This window comes from Paenibacillus sp. SN-8-1 (assembly GCF_050995535.1).
In the GTDB taxonomy this organism is placed as follows: Bacteria; Bacillota; Bacilli; order Paenibacillales; family Paenibacillaceae; genus Fontibacillus.
The window spans coordinates 1,469,498-1,487,581 of record NZ_CP194782.1 but is presented as its reverse complement, the minus strand read 5'-3'; the positions used below and the strand labels follow the sequence as shown (position 1 = coordinate 1,487,581).

The 18,084-nt window shown below is 46.0% G+C and carries 10 protein-coding genes; 1 reads left to right on the top strand and 9 read right to left on the bottom strand.

Annotation, left to right across the window (positions count from 1 at the left end; genetic code table 11):
• Positions 1-43 precede the first annotated feature (43 nt).
• The 8 genes from ACRRNK_RS06880 to ACRRNK_RS06845 all read right to left on the bottom strand — a co-directional run bounded on the left by ACRRNK_RS06880 (position 44) and on the right by ACRRNK_RS06845 (position 15,169).
• The gene (locus tag ACRRNK_RS06880; protein WP_433946023.1) at positions 44-3,205 is read right to left on the bottom strand and encodes an alpha-amylase family glycosyl hydrolase; all 3,162 of its coding nucleotides are present in this window, start codon (positions 3,203-3,205) and stop codon (positions 44-46) included.
• Between the two features lie 419 nt (positions 3,206-3,624).
• Positions 3,625-4,869, bottom strand: a complete 1,245-nt coding sequence (locus tag ACRRNK_RS06875) for an extracellular solute-binding protein (protein WP_433946022.1) — start codon at positions 4,867-4,869, stop codon at positions 3,625-3,627.
• A gap of 25 nt (positions 4,870-4,894) precedes the next feature.
• On the bottom strand, positions 4,895-6,358 hold the full coding sequence (locus ACRRNK_RS06870) for a methyl-accepting chemotaxis protein (protein ID WP_433946021.1): 1,464 nt from the start codon (positions 6,356-6,358) through the stop codon (positions 4,895-4,897).
• Positions 6,359-6,809: 451 nt separating this feature from the next.
• Positions 6,810-9,218 (bottom strand): RICIN domain-containing protein, encoded by a 2,409-nt coding sequence (locus tag ACRRNK_RS06865; RefSeq protein ID WP_433946020.1) that lies wholly within the window; start codon positions 9,216-9,218, stop codon positions 6,810-6,812.
• A gap of 716 nt (positions 9,219-9,934) precedes the next feature.
• A complete protein-coding gene (locus tag ACRRNK_RS06860) occupies positions 9,935-11,206 on the bottom strand; it encodes an ABC transporter substrate-binding protein (protein ID WP_433946019.1) in 1,272 nt (423 codons plus the stop codon).
• 2 nt (positions 11,207-11,208) lie between these two features.
• Entirely contained in the window at positions 11,209-12,360 is a 1,152-nt protein-coding gene (locus ACRRNK_RS06855; RefSeq protein WP_433946018.1) for a diguanylate cyclase domain-containing protein, read from the bottom strand.
• A gap of 85 nt (positions 12,361-12,445) precedes the next feature.
• Positions 12,446-12,829, bottom strand: a complete 384-nt coding sequence (locus ACRRNK_RS06850; protein WP_433946017.1) for a hypothetical protein — start codon at positions 12,827-12,829, stop codon at positions 12,446-12,448.
• Positions 12,830-13,252: 423 nt separating this feature from the next.
• Entirely contained in the window at positions 13,253-15,169 is a 1,917-nt protein-coding gene (locus ACRRNK_RS06845) for a hypothetical protein (RefSeq protein ID WP_433946016.1), read from the bottom strand.
• Between the two features lie 621 nt (positions 15,170-15,790).
• Between ACRRNK_RS06845 and ACRRNK_RS06840 the strand changes: the two genes are divergently transcribed.
• Entirely contained in the window at positions 15,791-16,336 is a 546-nt protein-coding gene (locus ACRRNK_RS06840) for a TetR/AcrR family transcriptional regulator (RefSeq protein WP_433946015.1), read from the top strand.
• Positions 16,337-16,455: 119 nt separating this feature from the next.
• On the opposite strand, the gene ACRRNK_RS06835 is transcribed toward ACRRNK_RS06840, so the two are convergent.
• Positions 16,456-18,042 carry a BtrH N-terminal domain-containing protein gene (locus ACRRNK_RS06835; RefSeq protein WP_433946014.1) on the bottom strand — a complete coding sequence of 529 codons (1,587 nt, stop codon included), beginning with the start codon at positions 18,040-18,042 and terminating at the stop codon, positions 16,456-16,458.
• Positions 18,043-18,084: the final 42 nt, after the last annotated feature.

Below are 18,084 nucleotides of genomic sequence, written 5' to 3'. Positions count from 1 at the left end.
GCCAAGTGCACAATCAGGGGTAGTTTCCTGGTAATCATTTTTTCTACTTCAGGTAGGTATTGCCGGCCTCTACAATTTTCCCAGGACCATTTAGCACGTATACCCGCGCATTCCCCTTACCTGAGCAATTCAAAGTAATGCTTCCATTAGATACAATCTTGGTGTCGCCAGTAACTGCATCTACATAGGTTCCATTCGGAACTCCAGTAAAGGTTGCATTTCCCGAAATGGTTACCAATGCAAAACTATCGAGACCTTTAGCAGTATCTGTATATCTTCTCTTGAACGCCAAGTCTCCGCTTACATTCTCAGTGGAATATTGACCTTTCTGCAGGGCAGGCACTGCTCTTCTGATCAGATTCAGCTGACGGATGTGCTTCGCAAGTGGATAATTAAGTGAATCTGCAAGTTTACCTGTGGCATTCGTATATTTACCAAAGTCTTGAGCTGTTACGCTGCCTTCAATATTATCTCCAAAATAAGCTCTTCCCGTTGTGCTAAGTGGGGCATTCGGGCCCGGATCAATGACTTTACCTTTTTGGAACTCAATTTCAGAACCGTAGAAGATAGCTGGAATTCCACGGAAAGTGAACAAGAGATCCAGGTTCTCTGCCCATGTATCCTGTGTGCCTGCGAATCTCTGATTCTCAGGTGCTTGATCTGGAGCATAGTCATGGGAATCGATATAGGTTACATTCCAAGTCGCATCATTATAGAACTTGTCTCCGCTTCGCATACTGAATGCTTCCTGTGCTGTCTTAAACGCCCAATGCATCGGGAAATCAATTACATTCATACCTGAGCTCATGGAATAGTCAGGAGCATGGTAGTTATTTCCGTTAAGCACGGCGTTGTTTGAAGTAGGCTGTCCTGCTGTCGTGGAGTTGTCTGCCCAGTTCTGCTCAACCGAAGCCTTATTGGAAGCGTAATCATCTTTGCCATCACCCGGATAAGCTTTGGATTCTTTCCAAGTATAGAATGGTGTAGAGATTGCTGGGATTCCGCTGTTCCATACGTCGCGATATCGGGTAGCTACTTCACCAAATATATAGAAGTCGGAACCGCCTCTTGCCTTCCAGGCAGGAATGAAGTATTTGTTGAAAATATATCTGCTGACATGCTTAACCGTATCTACCCGGAAAGCATCTACACCCATATCAATATACTTATTATAGGTATCAACCAGGTAGTGATCGACCAGAGGTTCTTCCGTGTTGAGGTCTACACAGTCTCCGGCAATCTGACCGGTCTGAACCGTATAGGATTCCCAAGAGAGACTCTTCTCCGTATGGTAGATGTTATTATTGGTCTCCGCAGTCTTCATTAGAGCCAGTCTGGCCTGGTACTGCTGATCGGGTGTCATAGAATCATAGTTGGCAGGTAATTTATCTGTAATCTTGACCATGTTATTAACAGTATCAGGCTTAGTCGGATCTTTCTTGAACATCGGGAACAGATTCTCCTCACCGAAATTGCCGGTATGATTGACCACGATATCCTGAATAATCTTAAGACCTTTCGCATGAGCTGCATTGATAAGGTCCTGATAAGAAGCCCCCGCTGATTCAAAACGCGGGTCTACTTTGGCGAAGTTAATCGCATGATAGCCATGGTAGTCATAACCACTGGCATTCTGTACAACTGGAGTAATCCAGATTGCACTAAAGCCAAGGGCTTTGATGTAATCAAGCTTTTCGATCAAACCTTTGAAGTCTCCCCGCCAAGCCGGGTCTGAATCCGGATTGCCTGCTTTGGCATCATCCCAAGCGTGCACATTATTACTCTTATCCCCATCATAGAACCTAGAAGTTATGACGAAATAAATGCTATCTTCCCGGAAGTCCCCGCTTTTGCCGATGTTATAGACAAAGTTTTGTGTGGTCTGATTACCAGCACCATCAATAACCAGGAATTTCAAGGTTGTTGTCTTGGAGACCAGAATTCCCGGACCCGTCATTCCAGCTGAAGCATTCCCCGAGATATAGACCTTCGAGTTTTTGGTAGGTTCGGTTCCATCTTCGGTATAGTAGGCTGTAGTCGCAGCAGCTTTGTTATCTTTTACAATAAAAGATACGGTAACCGCCGTACTTGAGTTCCCTACTGGCAAATTTGGTGTAATTGTTGGTGGTTTTGAGTCCGTGTTCTGGTCAATGACATATGCGAATGAGACTGGGCTCCCTGCTTGACCAGCGGAATTGACGCCCAGAGCCTTGATGGTCATGGATGCATCTACTTTAATTCCCGCAGTGTATATAGTTGAAGAGGTCGTTGGCGTTGTTCCGTCTGTTGTGTAGTAGATTTTATCTCCAGTATTCGAACTGGTTAGTGTAACCGTTTGCGCAGCATCATAAGTCTTAGGTGCCGGTGAGGCCGAAATGACCGGTGTCTTAGGACTCTCGGGATTTTCGTCGTACCACTTGTTATCCGTGTAGTACCAGCCCTCTTTGTCACTTCGGGACAGGTTCGCTGTTTGTTTGCCATTGCTATCATTAAAGACAACATTCGTACTCGAAGCTCCGTCAATCGTATAGCTGTACCAATCGTTCCCTTCCGGCTTCATCAGGATACCCGGCCATGCACCACTATTCGGCACAGAGGCTGGAGTCAGGTTCCAATAATGAATGCGGATCGCGGAGTTCCAGTCAGCGCGTTTCTTGACGTGAACGGTTAATCCAGCAGGCTTGGGATCTACCGAAGTATCAGACGATATGACTGACATATAGTCGATATTGATATTTCCGCTGTCTCCCGAATTATATTTGTAAGTAATCGTATTATTCCCTTGAGGTAGGGTGAGCGTCTCCGTCTGGTCAGCCCAAGTATCCCAATTTGCCAAATTGGCCAGAGTCGTCTGCTTCACCAAGAGTCCATTAACGTAGATCGAGACTCCCTTGGCGCTGCCAGTTGAATTCGAATAGTGCAATGTAGCATTATAAGTACCCGTCTCTGTAGTCTGAACGTTAAAAGTCGCAGATGCACCGACAGTCAAATAACCATCAACAAAGCCTGTCCCAGAGTAGCCTTTATGATCCGTATTTACCTTCGCACCTCCTGACAGCGAGGCGCTCTCAGCTTCATACTTCTGAGTGCTTGCGGCAGCGTTGGTCGTGCTGACCAAGGCACCGTCAGTCAATCCCGACAAACTGAATGAAATGGCAAATACGAGCAGTAAAGCAACAAATCGATTGAACCTTCTCCTTATCAAACAAATAACCTCCCAATCCTGAAATAGTATAATTGGTTTTACGCAATCGTTTGCGCTGAAGACAGCACTTCGCTCAACTTCACATCATGCAGAGATGCACTCATTTCTAATATCAATTGGTCTCCTTTCAGTAGTTAAATGATGACAACATATTCAATACCGCCTCACCTCCCTTCGTGAAACCAGCAATTTCCGCTCTGAAATGTATGCGCTTGCAAGTGCGTGTTTTTCATATCTTTGCACGCATAACTCCAATAATAAACAAATTAATTGGATATTATTCTCACAAGTTTTACACATTGTACCTGAGTTTCATATGACCAAAATTAAAAAAAGGCAACCCGTGGACCATTTTGAATGACCACCGGTTGCCTTGCTATTTGACTAATTAAGCCAGTATTAATGCGGACTTATACTGCTTATCGATCAAGCTTCAGCAGCTCTCGCCAAGCGACTTCAATATTTTTGGCTGCTTCTTCAGGAGTAATCTTCTTCAGCAGCATTTGTCCCAAATTGGGGGTGAAATCGCCGAACATTTCTGCTCCCTCAACAATACGGGGACGAGGCTTAGCTGCATCAAACACCAGCTTAAAGCCCTGAACGATATTATCAGAAGCAAGACTAGGGTCCTTATAGACACTTAGACGGCTAGGTAAAGTCTTAACTTCCTTCACCTGCTTGGTCTGGGCCTTTGAGCTTGTTAAGTATTGAATCAGCTTATAAGTTTCTTGAGGATGCTTGCTGTACTTGGAAATTACAAGACTGTGACCGCCTGCCGGTGAGCCTTGGCCCTTCGGTCCTTTCGGAACGGCCGCAATGCCCAGATTGCTCGGGTCCTTGAACTCACTACCTCCAAGCAGGTCCCCTACAGCCCATGGGCCGTTAATAATCATCGCGGATCGACCTTCTTTGAAATCCGTCATCATTGTATTATAACTATCACTGAAATCCGGGTATGGCTGTGTAACTCCGGCATTGCGCAACTGGAGCATGAAATCCAGACCTTTTATGGAATCAGGAGAAGCAATGTGGACCTTTCGGTCGTCAGTCAACGTCTCTCCGCCAAACGCCCAGATATAAGGAAGAGCATAATAGGAGTCATCCGAAACATAGATCCCGTAATGTCCATCCCTAGTAGCTTTCTTCGCTATAGCCATCATTTCATCCATTGTCTGCGGAGGATTTGTATATCCAAGCTCCTTAAGAATCTGTTTATTGTATAGTAACGCAGGAGCCTCCATTACGGTCGGCAGTCCATATAATTTATTGTTAATAACTACAGAGTTAAGCGCTGTTGGATTGAAATCCGCCTTATCCTCAGCAGAAATTAAGGAATCAAGTGGCTGCAGAAGCCCTAGTTCAACGAACTCGGGAACCCAAGAGTTATCGGACCTGAATCCATCCAGTGTCTGATCGCCCAGCATTGCCGTCTTGACATAATTTGAAGCAGAACCAAAGGCAACATCCACAACTTTCACCTTGATTCCAGGATTCTCCTTCTCGAAATCTTTGATACGGCTCTTGAAGAACTCAGCTTCTTTACCATCATAAGTGCTCACAAATGTTAGTGTTACAGGCTGCTCTGACTTGGAAGAAATAGAACAAGCACTTACTAATATTAAAGATAACACTAATAGAAAGGCCATAAATCGTTTTATTATCATGCTGTATCACCCCTAGCTTTTGAAATTATAAACGGAATTTACCGATAAGCGTCTTAAGTTCGTCGGCTGATTCCGCCAGCGCGCTTGACGAAGCCGAGATTTCCTCCATTGAAGCCAGCTGTTCCTCGGTCGATGCAGCCACACTCTGTGTACCCGATGAATTCTCTGTTGCGACCTGAGAGATTAAAGTGATTCCCGAGACTACAGTTTCCGTATCTGTCATAATATCGGTGGTTGACGCGGTAACACCTTGCACGTCGTATTCAACCTGATTAATGAGCTCCATAATTCTTTTAAAGGATTCTCCGGCTACTTCTATGAGCTCAATCCCCTTTTGAACCTCAAGAGTTCCCTGCTCCATTTCGAGTGACGCCACACTAGCTTCCTCCTGAATCCCCTTAACCAGGCCGCGTATCTGATCAGCTGAGACACGGGACTGCTCCGCAAGCTTACGTACTTCTTGTGCCACAACCGAGAAGCCGCGTCCTTGTTCACCAGCTCTTGCTGCTTCAATGGCTGCGTTCAATGCGAGCAGGTCGGTCTGGCTGGCTATATCCATGATCAGCTGTGTAGCTGTACCAATTTGGATGGCCTGCTGCTCCAAATCGTCTATAACTCCTGCAAGCTTGCCATTGCTGCTCTCTATTGTACGAATTTGCTGAATAACCTTAACCAAATCATCTTTGCCTTGCATAGCTGTTGCCGAAGTATGGGTGACTGTCTGCAGCACAGCTTGTCCGTTGCTGGCTATGTGATGAACCTTCTCCGAGAGGTTCGTTATCGTGTTCAGGTTATGGGCAACCTGAGTCGATTGACTCTCAGTACCTTGCGTAATTTCCTGCATAACCGTAGCAATATACGAGGTAGCTTGGCTTGTCTGTTCAGCACTGGCCTGCAATTGCGCGGAAGATGCGGCTACCTGCATGGATACCATTTCCGCACTTCCAATGACCGTACGCAGTGAACCTGTCATTGTATTAAATGCCTCAGCCAATTCGGATAGCTCGTCCTTTCCCTTGAATTTTAAAGTCTCAACCTGAAGATTTCCTTCGGCTACCGCGCCAGCAGATTGAATTAACTTCCGGGTACGGCTGATCAAATAACGAGAGAGCAGATAGGCGATTCCGACAGACAATAGTATGGCTATGCCAACCAGTGAGTAATTGACCAGCTTTACCCTTTCATTCATGCTGGAAATCTGGTTTTTGTACGATTCAATTTTTGCCTGTTCATCCTTCATGAAGGACAGAAGGGAGAAGGCGACCGGATCGAAGGATTCCTTGCTGTATTTCTCTTGAGCTGTTAAGGTCTCCCCGGCTGCTTTTTTGTCCATTAGTTTTCGTTTGTAATCAATATTCTCGGACCACAGTGTGCGGAATTGCTCGATCTGCTTCAAGCTGCCTTGATCCTTGGTCATTTTCTTAAGATCAGATAATTCAAGATCCACAAACTTTACCGTTTCATCAAAACGGCTTTTAAAATTACCCATCAAATTGTCAGGAGCAAGCAAATAATGCGCTCCATTATCATTTGCTGTTCTAGCAAACAGGTTCAACCTTTGAATGACTTCCATCCTTTTCTGAGACTCAAAAATACTATCATTTAAGCCCGAGATAAGCTGGTTCATAATCGTAGTAACCGTTACAGTTATTAGGAACAGTAAGATTATGGAGAAAAAGCTGAGTAACAGTCTAGTTCGAAGTTTAATTGCCAAAGTTAGGACCCCCGATTTTTTAAATAAAAAATTAAGTAGAATGCAGCAGCAACACACTACCAAGTTACATGGACAAACCATATATCGACAAAAGGTAACATTTCTTTAACTTTTCAACGAGGTAAAAGTAACCAACAGTATGAATGCGAAAAAGCCCGGGATTGTTATCCCGGACCTCTCTTACGCTTTATCTTGTTAAACTCGTGACACACAAATGCCATGAAAATTAATTAAAAACGGTACAAATCTTCGATGTTGCCTTGATTCCGTTCGGACCGTTAATAATCGCGTTCCCTTGCTCCGTATAGCTCGTTCCGGCCCAGTCGTTAGCCATATCCAGATACTCAAGTCCGCTTCCATTTCCTTTCCAGGACCATCCCAGATAACCTACGCCTTTTTGCTGGCTATAACTCATAATGGTTGCCTCATCAACATCGCCATTCGTATGCTTAATACCGAATTCACCTATCACAAGTGCCAAGTTTTTGTTGAGAACATTGTCAATGTTGCTTTTTACCGTTGAAGCATTCCCTCCCGCATATTCATACATATGGATAGAGAACATGGTATTTTTCTGAGGATCGGAATTAAACACCTGTGTTCCATAGTCGAAGATCGACTGCGGATATTGTCCCCATCCTGCACCGTCAACCATAAGCGTATTCTTAATCCCGGCATTTCGAAGCTTAGGTATTACGGAAGTATAGCCTTTAGCCCAATCTGCTCCATTCCATGTGCCGTACCATTCATTTGCGATATTGAGGATCACCGTTTTTTCTTTCCCGATTAAAGCGCTCTTCATCTCAATCCAGTAATTCGCGATATTATCCAGTACAGCGGCACTATCTGATCCCGTACCGTCATGTACTTCAACAATGGCGACCAGTTTATTTTGTTCGCACAAGGTAATCAGGCTTTGTAATGTAGACAAGCTGTCCTTGGTCCACTGCTGGCCATCGGAGATAACGATTCTTACCGTATTCGCGCCTGTTTTGGCAATTGCAGGAATAGCCACGGACTCCTGACCTTTATACCAAGTGTAAGCATGATTAATTCCTCTCATCACAAAAGGATTACCATTCGCATCATACAGTGTAGTGCCATTAATGTAGAACCCAGCACTTTTAGAAGTTGTGTTCGTAGTAACATTCAGCACACTGCTTGCTGCAGACACATTGCCAGCTGCGTCCTTGGCCTTTACAGTGAAGCTGTATGCTGTTCCTGCGGTTAAGCCTGTCACAGTATAGTTCGTTGTCGTGCTTGATCCCGCTAGCGTAGTTCCTCTGTAAATGTCATATCCCGTTACGCCTACATTGTCAGTTGATGCTGTCCAGTTGAGCGTTGCGGTTGTGTCTGTCTTGGATGTGTTGGTTAGGTTGGTTGGTGCTGTAGGAGGTGTGGTATCCTGCTGTGTTGAACTGGATGTAGTAACATTTAGCACACTGCTTGCTGCCGACACGTTGCCTGCTGCATCCTTGGCCTTAACAGTGAAGCTGTAAGCTGTACCCGCAGTCAAACCTGTCACAGTATAACTTGTTGTTACGCTTGATCCAGCGAGTGTAGTCCCTCTGTAGAGGTCATATCCCGCTACACCTACATTGTCTGTTGATGCTGTCCATGTGAGTGTGACTGTTGTGTTCGTCTTAGATGTGCTCGCGAGGTTAGTTGGTGCTGAAGGGGCTGTGGTATCCTGCTGCGTCGTAACTTTGGTGAATTTCCACTTTTGCTGAGCATTTCCATTATCCGTCCATTGCTGTACATTGGCTCCATCTGCTGTAGAGCCTCCGGCCACGTCCAAGGCTTTGCCACTCGACTGGGAAATCAGCTTATAGTAACCACCGCCAACGTCGACGATTTTCCATTTTTGATTCGCCTGGCCATTGTCTGTCCATTGCTGTACGTTAGCTCCATCATAAGTGTATGATCCCACTACGTCTAATGCTTTACCGCTAGACTGAGAGATCAGCTTATAATATCCACCGCCAACATCAACAGCCTTCCATTGCTGCTCTGGTTTGCCGCTATCCGTCCACTGCTGCACATTTGCACCATCTGCAGACGAGCCGCCAGCTACCTCAAGATTTTTTCCGCTATGCAGCACTGTCACTTTATAAATTTCGCCAGATACAATTCCGGTTTGTCCTGGATCAGTACTTCCGTCAGCCGCGTATACCTCAAAATCCCAAAGAGAAAACCCATAATTCGTCGCTCTTTGTATCCCATACATTCTTACATATCTTGCACTGTTCGTTGCAAAGGAGATCTCGTCAATTCCCCCATCCCCTGTCTGTGTGGAATATACCGTTGTCCAATTGCTATTGTCCTTTGAAGTCTCAATTCTATAGGACTTAGCGTAAGCAACCTCCCAGTTCAACTTCACTCCGTTAATATTTGTATTGCTACCGAGATCAACGCTGATCCACTGCGAATCAGAATAGCTGGATGACCACCTGGTTGCTGTGTTCCCATCAAAAGCCATTGCAGGTGTCTTCGAAGCATCTTCCACCGAGCTTGCCGTGGCGGTTTTGTTAAGGGCAACATTCACCTTCGTCGCTGCTGCGGCACTTACGTTTGTAAGCGGTAACAAATTAATAAATAAAGCAAGAATAGTCAAGCAAGACCACATTCTTTTCATTAACTTTAACCTCCGTAATTTTGTTTTGGACACAGATCCAGTTACGCCTTAGAATGCCTGAATTAATCATGTCTTAACGTGTTAGTTAGCAAGATGAGCTCAAGAGATGACTGAACAAAATGAGGATTAGGCTTGCCGCATGGTGCAGCAATAGCGTGGAGTGTGGGTGACAATAGGATGTGAAGTAGCTTCCCATAGTCAGTTCATGAATTCCCTCCTTTGTCATAGGTATTAACTTACCGTTAAGCTTACAAATCAATATAAATTGTAAGCGATTTACTGTCAACATATTTTTCCAGCAACTTTTCTATAAATTTAGTGCTTTCATTAGGTTATTAAGGCAATAAACCTCTCTATATCGAACGTTAAAGCGTGGTCTGTCAGCTAATTATATATTAATCGATAACTTATAAATTAATAGAGAGAGGAATGGCTTAAGCATAGAATGACCTCAAGGTACTTGGTTAGCTGAACCAAGGAATGTTTCAGGATTCCACGGCCAGCGGAGAAGGCGGATAACATTTACCTTTTGGGCAAAAAACTGCTGATCGCCTTAATTTGATTATCTTGTTTTTGCCGGGCGTCCGGGAACTTAAAATCAATCCCAGCTGATGACTTTCATGAATTTTAAAACGCAAAAAGCAACCTTTCTCCGGGTATGTACCCGAATTAAGGTTGCTTCGTTTAGATTTTCATGTTGTTGCAACAGTTCCAGCCTAGTCCTTCGATTGAATGGCTTCCTTGATGATGGATCTTTCCTCGCCGGTTACCTGCTCCATTTGCTCCTTAAGCAGTGCAAGTTGAGTGGCTATGGGTTGGTCAGATTCAATAATCCCTGGAATATTTTTATCCCATAGGGCTTTCAGCTCCGCATCCAGCGGCGTTGGGTATATCCCCTTGTTGCGCTCAGCATAGCTTCTGGCCATGGTCGATGTATCTTGTCCACCCAGGTAGCTATCCGGCCCCGAATCGTCAGCCGGTTTCGTCAGCGATACTACATTTTGTACGTACTTCCATGCTTCCGTTTTATGCTGGCTGTCTTTGGCAATCCCGATCATCGCACCATCCCGATAGCCATATAAATGAAGTGGCATCTGTGTTACCCGCCACGAACCCGCCTGATTAGGTGCCCAGCTCTTAAGCGAATCCGTTATCCAGGGTCCCCCATACAACATCGCTAGCTGCCCATCACGCAGCGCCTGTTCGCCAGAGGGATCCCATATGGTGCTCCGAAGAGCAAGACCATTCCTTCGAATCTCACGAGCAACATAGATAGCATCCTGAAAGACCTGACTGTCCCAAGCGAACTCAAGATTACGATTAAGAATGCTGGAGGACATCGCAGCCACATCGAGAGGGTCGGTATAATGCTGGAACAGATATATTCCTTTTTTCTTCAGCTTCTTGGCCATATCTATCCAATTCTGCGGGGTACTCAAATATTCGGCCAGTTTTTCTGGATCCGTAGGAAAGCCATTCTCCTTAAGTAAATCAGTGCGATAATACGTGAAGGCAGTCGGTAATGCAATGGGCAAGGTAATTAACTTGTTCAACTTCACGTTCGAATACTGCGGCAGCATATCGACTGGCAATTTCTTTTCAATTGGCTTGATCTGCTTCCCCTGTTCTCTAAGGTTACTCAGGATATCAAGACCATTCAGCTGCCCTGTCATCGAACTGTCAAGAAAGACTACATCCGGGGACTCCCGTGTTCCATAAGCCTTAATAAATGCATCCGCGATTTCTTCGTATTTAAGCCGAACGGTTTTTACTTTTATTTGAGGATGAAGGATCATAAATAGCCGATTTGTCTCTGTAATATCATAATATGTCCATACAATCAGTTCATTCTTCGTTACAGGAGCAGGCTGAGCTACCTCCACCGATTCTGTGCCGGGTACGATTGGCGTCATTTCTGTCACATAACTGCTGCATGCTGTCGTTACCAAGAGCATCATGAAGACGGTCAGCCTCCAAAATCTAATCACACTTAAACATCTCCTTGTTCATTGCTGTACCAGACAACCGGGGAGCCGGACTGTTTGGCCAGGTACATCGCCTGATCCGCAAGCTTCAACAGTTCGTCTGGATTGCCCGTGTCCTCAGGATAACATGCAATACCGATGCTCGTTCGCGGCTGAAGTGTAAGATCCTCTATCTGCAGCGGCATCTTGAACAGCTCCAAAATCTGTTCTGCAGTCTGTATAACAGGTGTTCGGTCTGCTGTCGGAAGGATGACCACGAATTCGTCTCCACCAAGACGACATACATTGCCTGTCCCTGCCGCAGTTGTTAATAAACCTGCAACATGCTTCAGCAGCATATCTCCTATTTCATGCCCGTAGGTGTCATTGATGTTTTTGAATTTATTCAAATCCATAAACATTACTGTAACAGCTGTTGAACCTCCCTCTATTAACTGTTTCAATTGCTTATGGAAATATAGGCGGTTTGGAATTTTGGTCAGAGCATCTGTGAATGCCAGCTGCTGGAATTCCTGCTCAGACTGTCTGATCTGCTGCGCCTGTTCAGTTAATACCCTGTTCATTCTTATAGCTTCTGTGAACATTTCCTTAAGTCTAATGGCCATCTGCTGGAAATTTGTATACAGTTTATCGAACTCAACAACATGGCTTTCTGCGCTTGACATCTCAAAGGCTGCAGCTATTTTATCAGGGAGACCCGTCGTTTCATGAGTGAGTTTAATCAGAATCTGGACAATCAGCTTACTGAACCAATATACAACCAGAAGAACTAATATTATAAACGCTATGATCAGTCCAAACTCTATTGCATAAATCCCATATACTTCATTCATGAAGTGAGATGCGGGAACTTTCACTTGGATCGTGTATCCCACACTTGAATGCATCGGAATGCTGTACCAATAAAGCCCGTCATTCCATACAGACAACTCTGTGAAATGTCTGCCTTCTGGAAGTGATAAAAATAAATGTGAATTGTATTGATATATTTTGCCTTTGGTTAGACTGCTCACTGAAGCGTGTTCGGGAGTGTTCCGAGAACTGAAAGCCAGTACGTCACCATTCGCGTTGGAAATGACGACCTGAACCCCGTTTGAAGCAGCATTATTAACAATCCTATGAAGCTCACCCAGCTGGATAACATCCCGCAGCTCCATGGCACGATAGTCCGCTCTGCTCCAGTTGCTGACCTGCTCCTGAATACTGCTGGCCGTAGATTGGGTCAGCTGCAGAGCGCGTAAATTAATAACAAATTCCCGTCATAATCATGAAGCAGACAAAAGGAAGAACGAGACCGCTAATAGAAAGATGAACTAGAATTTGCTGAAGAGGAATTTTCTTGGTCCTCTTCTTAATTTTTAACCGGCGAATAAAAGGAAGATAGGTCGTCAACACCTCTGCAATTAAAGCGTTCGAGGAACCATTCACGCTTGATTTCGCCAGGAGGAGAAGCAGCTGTGTACGTGATTGTAACAGATCAATGTACACTGATAGACAGATTACCAAAGCACTTGTTAGGAACCAAAAGAGCAGATCATACAAGAAAACAGAGCCCTTACGCAGCCTGGAGGCAAGGGCTAAAAACAGGACCTCGGCGAAAATGATCACTGAGTCGAACACGGACATTTGAAGCAAAAAATAATTACTGCAAGCAACAAGAAATGCTATTATAATCGCTGCCGGGCTACCGATGAGTATGAATGCCAAGATTAAAAACAGTGATGATAAGTGGAAACTCATACCATATAGCATAGGGAGAGAAAAAAAGTCGCCTAGCACACCAAGAATCAAAAATAGTAGAGCGAGAGGTAGTCTGGCTGGCAGACGATAATTTGGACCAAACATATTGTATGATGCCCCCGTATATAGTAAGCAAATGATAAACGTAAACAGATGATTTTGACCTTGATAGATGAGCTTATGTAAGCGCATACCAATAATACTATATAATTATATCAAATTTAAAAATAGAAGCCACCTGTTAACAGTTGAATTTTATTCCAAAAAGCAAAAGCGGCCGCTCAGCAATTGGCCGCTTTTTAACCTAGCTTATATTAGCACACCTGTAAAGGTGATCGCACCGATAGCATTTGCTGTGCCTACGGTTGTTAGTGCTACTAACGAGTAGGTAACATTACCAGTTCCGGGAGTTAAATCAACGTGATCTGCACTCGTTGCTTCAAATGTGGAATTTCCAGCCGCATGCTGATTAATGCTAAATATAAGGGTTGCTCCACGGAGAATCTGTAATTGAACCGCAGTATTGCCTGCTGTAGATTGCCATCCAGCAACTCCGGTTAACCAAATCCTGCTACCTGCTGGAACTCCTGTTATTGTAATGGTTTTTAATGTAGTAGCGGCGGCCCCTAACGCAATTGCTGAACTTCCGGTCGTATTTGGTGAGTTCTCCGATACCTGAAACTGTTGGAAAGATCCTGTTGGGCCAGTTGGGCCGGTCGCTCCTGTTGCTCCGGTTGCTCCCGTTGCCCCCGCTACTCCAGTTGCTCCAGTTACTCCCGCAGCTCCTGTTACTCCGGTTGCTCCCGCAGCTCCTGTTGCTCCAGTTGCTCCCGCAGCTCCTGTCGGCCCGGTTGCTCCTGTTGCCCCCGTTACTCCCGCTATTCCTGTTGCTCCCGTAGCTCCGGTTGCTCCCGCAGCTCCTGTTGCTCCAGTTGCTCCCGCAGCTCCTGTCGGCCCGGTCGCTCCCGTTGCCCCCGTTACTCCCGCTATTCCTGTTGCTCCCGTAGCTCCTGTTGCTCCGGTTGCTCCCGCAGCTCCTGTCGGCCCGGTCGCTCCTGTTGCTCCAGTTACTCCCGCTACTCCTGTCGGCCCGGTCGCTCCCGTTGCCCCCGTTACTCCCGCTACTCCTGTTGCTCCCGTAGCTCCTGTCGGCCCGGTTGCTCCGGTTGCCCCCGTTACTCCCGCTACTCCTGTTGCTCCCGTAGCTCCTGTTGCTCCGGTTGCTCCCGCAGCTCCTGTTACTCCGGTTGCTCCCGCAGCTCCTGTCGGCCCGGTCGCTCCCGTTGCCCCCGTTACTCCCGCTACTCCTGTTGCTCCGGTTGCTCCGATTGCTCCCGCTACTCCTGTTGCTCCCGTAGCTCCTGTTGCTCCGGTTGCTCCCGCAGCTCCTGTCAGCCCGGTCGCTCCCGTTGCCCCCGTTACTCCCGCTATTCCTGTTGCTCCCGTAGCTCCTGTTGCTCCAGTTACTCCCTCTACTCCTGTTGCTCCGGTTGCTCCCGCAGCTCCTGTCGGCCCGGTCGCTCCCGTTGCCCCCGTTACTCCCGCTACTCCTGTTGCTCCGGTTGCTCCGGTTGCTCCCGTTGCCCCCGTTACTCCCGCTACTCCTGTTGCTCCGGTTGCTCCCGTTGCTCCCGCTACTCCTGTTGCTCCGGTTGCTCCCGCAGCTCCTGTCGGCCCGGTCGCTCCCGTTGCCCCCGTTACTCCCGCTACTCCTGTCGGCCCGGTCGCTCCCGTTGCCCCCGTTACTCCCGCAGCTCCTGTCGGCCCGGTTGCTCCTGTTGCCCCCGTTACTCCCGCTACTCCTGTTGCTCCCGCAGCTCCTGTTACTCCGGTTGCTCCCGCAACTCCTGTCGGCCCGGTTGCTCCTGTTGCCCCCGTTACTCCCGCTACTCCTGTTGCTCCGGTTGCTCCCGTTGCTCCTGTTACTCCGGTTGCTCCCGTTGCCCCCGTTACTCCTGTTGCTCCGGTTGCTCCTGTTGCCCCCGTTACTCCCGCTACTCCTGTTGCTCCGGTTGCTCCAGTCGCCCCGGTCGCTCCAGTCACTCCAGTCACTCCGGCTGCTCCGGCCTCTCCGGTCGCCCCACTCCCCCCGGGGTCCCCCGCAGCTACTGCTGGTGGATCTATGATAGGGTCTTCAAGTTTTGTGATATATCTCACTAACCGATGAAGGCGGCGAAGAGAATCCGCAACTTCTCTTTTTGCACGAATTATATTTTTGCGCTTCAATAGACTCTTTGCTTCCCGCAATCGTTTTCTTGTCGAGTTCACTTTTCTTATACACCTTTTGCGTAACCTTTCCCGCTTATTCATCTTTGGCTCTCCTCCGACTTTTCCGCGTGCGTCTAATTCTCCTAGGGTTGTTCAAGCTAACGAACACTCCATTCATAATGACTAGGGTGGTCTCAATTTCATCTATTGCATCTTCATATTTATCTCGCAACAAACAATATTTCGCTCTTCGCAGCCGCCTGTTGGCTACATCCAACATACGTATTTGGTTCCGATAGGTCATCTACCGTTCCCCCTTCGGAAAATATCGGATATTTTACTAACCTCCAACCATCTATTTGCTGCTTGACCACAATTTTTTTTGCGGTTATCGCCACATTGTATGGACTTGAGACTAATTTCAACACGGTATTCACCCAATTTTAGTATTAATATTTTTTAACATCGGCAATAGAAAAAGCACCCCACACTGAGATGCTTTTTTTGATAATTCAACGCGCGTCTATTATTATGTAATTCAGACATTTATAATTAATGGTCACAGTAACTTGATATGCTAATAAATCAACACTGCAAGTGAAAATGTTAATGATCTAGAAAGCTTGGTGGATATTTGTAATGACAAAAGTGGACCGGAGAATTCTAAAATCACAAGAGTCGATAAAAAAAGCCGTTATTGAACTAATGACGGAAAAAAATTTTGATGACATCACCATTCAGGATATAGCTGACCGTGCTAACGTCAACCGCGGAACGATTTATCTTCATTATAAGGACAAATTTGATCTATTGGATAAGCTCATAGAAACACACATTAATGAATTAGGGGAGATGGGTGAATGGGCATGTGAGCTTGACTGGCTTAATGCCCTCGTACCCTATTTTGAATACTTCGAAGAAAATTTCTTGTTTTTTTCAACCATGCTTGCAAGTAAAGGAGCTTCTTCTTTTAGAACTCGGCTTCTTGCTCATTTTATGGAAGGCTTCAAGGATGAGATTGACAAAGAAAGCGGAAGAAATACAGATTTGAGCGAAGAGGTCATGCTCCAATATGCCGGAACCGCTTATGTGGGGGTCATTGAATGGTGGATCAGGAACGGAATGCCCTATCCGCCTCAAGTCATGGCCAAGCAGGTCGGTGCTTTGTTAGAGAGAAGTCTCTAGTATTTATCAACAAAGTGATCTCCTGATTGTGCTCAGACAATAAATAAGACCTGGATACCATCTTGCCATGGTGTCCAGGTCTTACTCTTTCTAGCATCTTCTCCAGCTGTGGAATGTTCTCAACTCGTTCCCACAGATATCGCAAAGATATGGATATTAGGCAGCAGCGGGAGTACGATTGACTGAACCGGGCGATCAGACTTTAGCTTCAGCTTCGAGGCGTAAATATGCACCTCATGGTTAAGCAATCCTTGCTCTTTGTGCGCAGCCTGTCCACTCCAGGCGACTCGCTCTTTATTTACCGCAAAGAAAGACCACCAATCGGAAAAGCCGAAGCTGAGTGTGTCCTTCGAACCATCTTCATACTTTACGATAAGCTCATCCAGGAAACTACCCATTTCACTACAGCCGAGTATGGTTAGGAAGTGACCTTTTTTCCCTTCCATATCAACTTCTTGACCATAGCAGGCAATATTGTCATATTCAGAGTTCCCGCCAGCAAAACTCACATCAAAAGACATATCATCCAGATGAAGAGGGGATTCCGGTTGGCTCGATGTCGAAGAGAAATAAAACCCATTTGAATCAAAGTCAGCTGAATTCTCTGTGCTCCCAAATCCTTTATTTGTGAAATAGCGGGTCAAATCCACATAGTGGTTCACCGTAATAGCGCCCTCTTCCTGCTCCAATGCCGCGGCGCTGTAGCCTTCCGCTTCCAATAAACCAGCTTGATCTGGTTGTAGCTTATATAGCGCTAGAAGCCGCTCCATGATTGCTTGTTCCTTGTTCGAAATATCGATCAGTTTTTTCTCCGTATTTTCCTTTAAATAGGTGTGCATGGATGCCTCGTCGACCAGGGCCATCTTTGTTAAGAAGCCGCGAACAGAGGACCACTGTATGGAGAGTGCTTTTAACTCCTCTTCCATTTTTTCAAATCTCTCATCTCCATGGTATTCATGCAAATAACGCAGTAACTTGCCATAATTGTTTCTTGCATTCGTAACTTTCCCTAGATTCATGAATAAGGGCGATGTCGACACCATGGCCTCCGCTGTGGCATCAGGTTGAAAAGGAATCGTACCTGTCTCACGCGCAAAAGCAGTGATTGCCTGTGAAGTCTTCCCCGTTTGCAGCAGTTCCTGTACAGTCATGCTGAGCTCATTCAAAATCACATCATATGGAGCAAGTTGGTCGCTACTCGGTGTAACCGTTACACAACCATAATAGCCATGTTCAAGCTGCTCATAAGAAATGCGAACTGACTTTTTTTCAAAAAATGGATCTGTAACGAATAACTCATTGGTTTCCGTATCGAACCCGACCCCGACCAACGTATGGCCGAAGTCGTGCACTTTCTGATATTTATCAACCCAAGGGATCCAGAAGCAATCGAGTAAAATAAGCAGTGGATTTCCGGCTCGAAGCTGCTCGGTGATCATTCTAATCCCTTGACTAATGGGTTGATTCAGATGCATTTCACAATGAAGCCCATGATACTTCTCGAGTAAATGCAAATAATCATCGCTATATTCGGCCGAAATCCTTTCTCCCATATCTTTTGCGGTATTTTCCGAATCGAATTGAAAGTTTAAACAGCGTGCATACATCAGCTCAAAGCGGCGATGATGCCAGCTGCACACCGTAGCTATTACGTCATCTAGACAATTCACACCTTGCCGAACAATTTCTACATCCAAAGCGATCATCTGACAGTCTCCTCTTCCATGTTATATTCTGGTTAAATTCAG

Bases quoted from the DNA above. Each gene is read 5' to 3' on its own strand.
- ACRRNK_RS06840 (WP_433946015.1), top strand. From the start codon at position 15,791: ATGACAAAAGTGGACCGGAGAATTCTAAAATCACAAGAGTCGATAAAA.
- ACRRNK_RS06855 (WP_433946018.1), bottom strand. From the start codon at position 12,360: ATGGAGCTGCGGGATGTTATCCAGCTGGGTGAGCTTCATAGGATTGTT.
- ACRRNK_RS06875 (WP_433946022.1), bottom strand. From the start codon at position 4,869: ATGATAATAAAACGATTTATGGCCTTTCTATTAGTGTTATCTTTAATA.
- ACRRNK_RS06850 (WP_433946017.1), bottom strand. From the start codon at position 12,829: ATGTCCGTGTTCGACTCAGTGATCATTTTCGCCGAGGTCCTGTTTTTA.
- ACRRNK_RS06835 (WP_433946014.1), bottom strand. From the start codon at position 18,042: ATGATCGCTTTGGATGTAGAAATTGTTCGGCAAGGTGTGAATTGTCTA.
- ACRRNK_RS06870 (WP_433946021.1), bottom strand. From the start codon at position 6,358: ATGGGTAATTTTAAAAGCCGTTTTGATGAAACGGTAAAGTTTGTGGAT.
- ACRRNK_RS06865 (WP_433946020.1), bottom strand. From the start codon at position 9,218: ATGAAAAGAATGTGGTCTTGCTTGACTATTCTTGCTTTATTTATTAAT.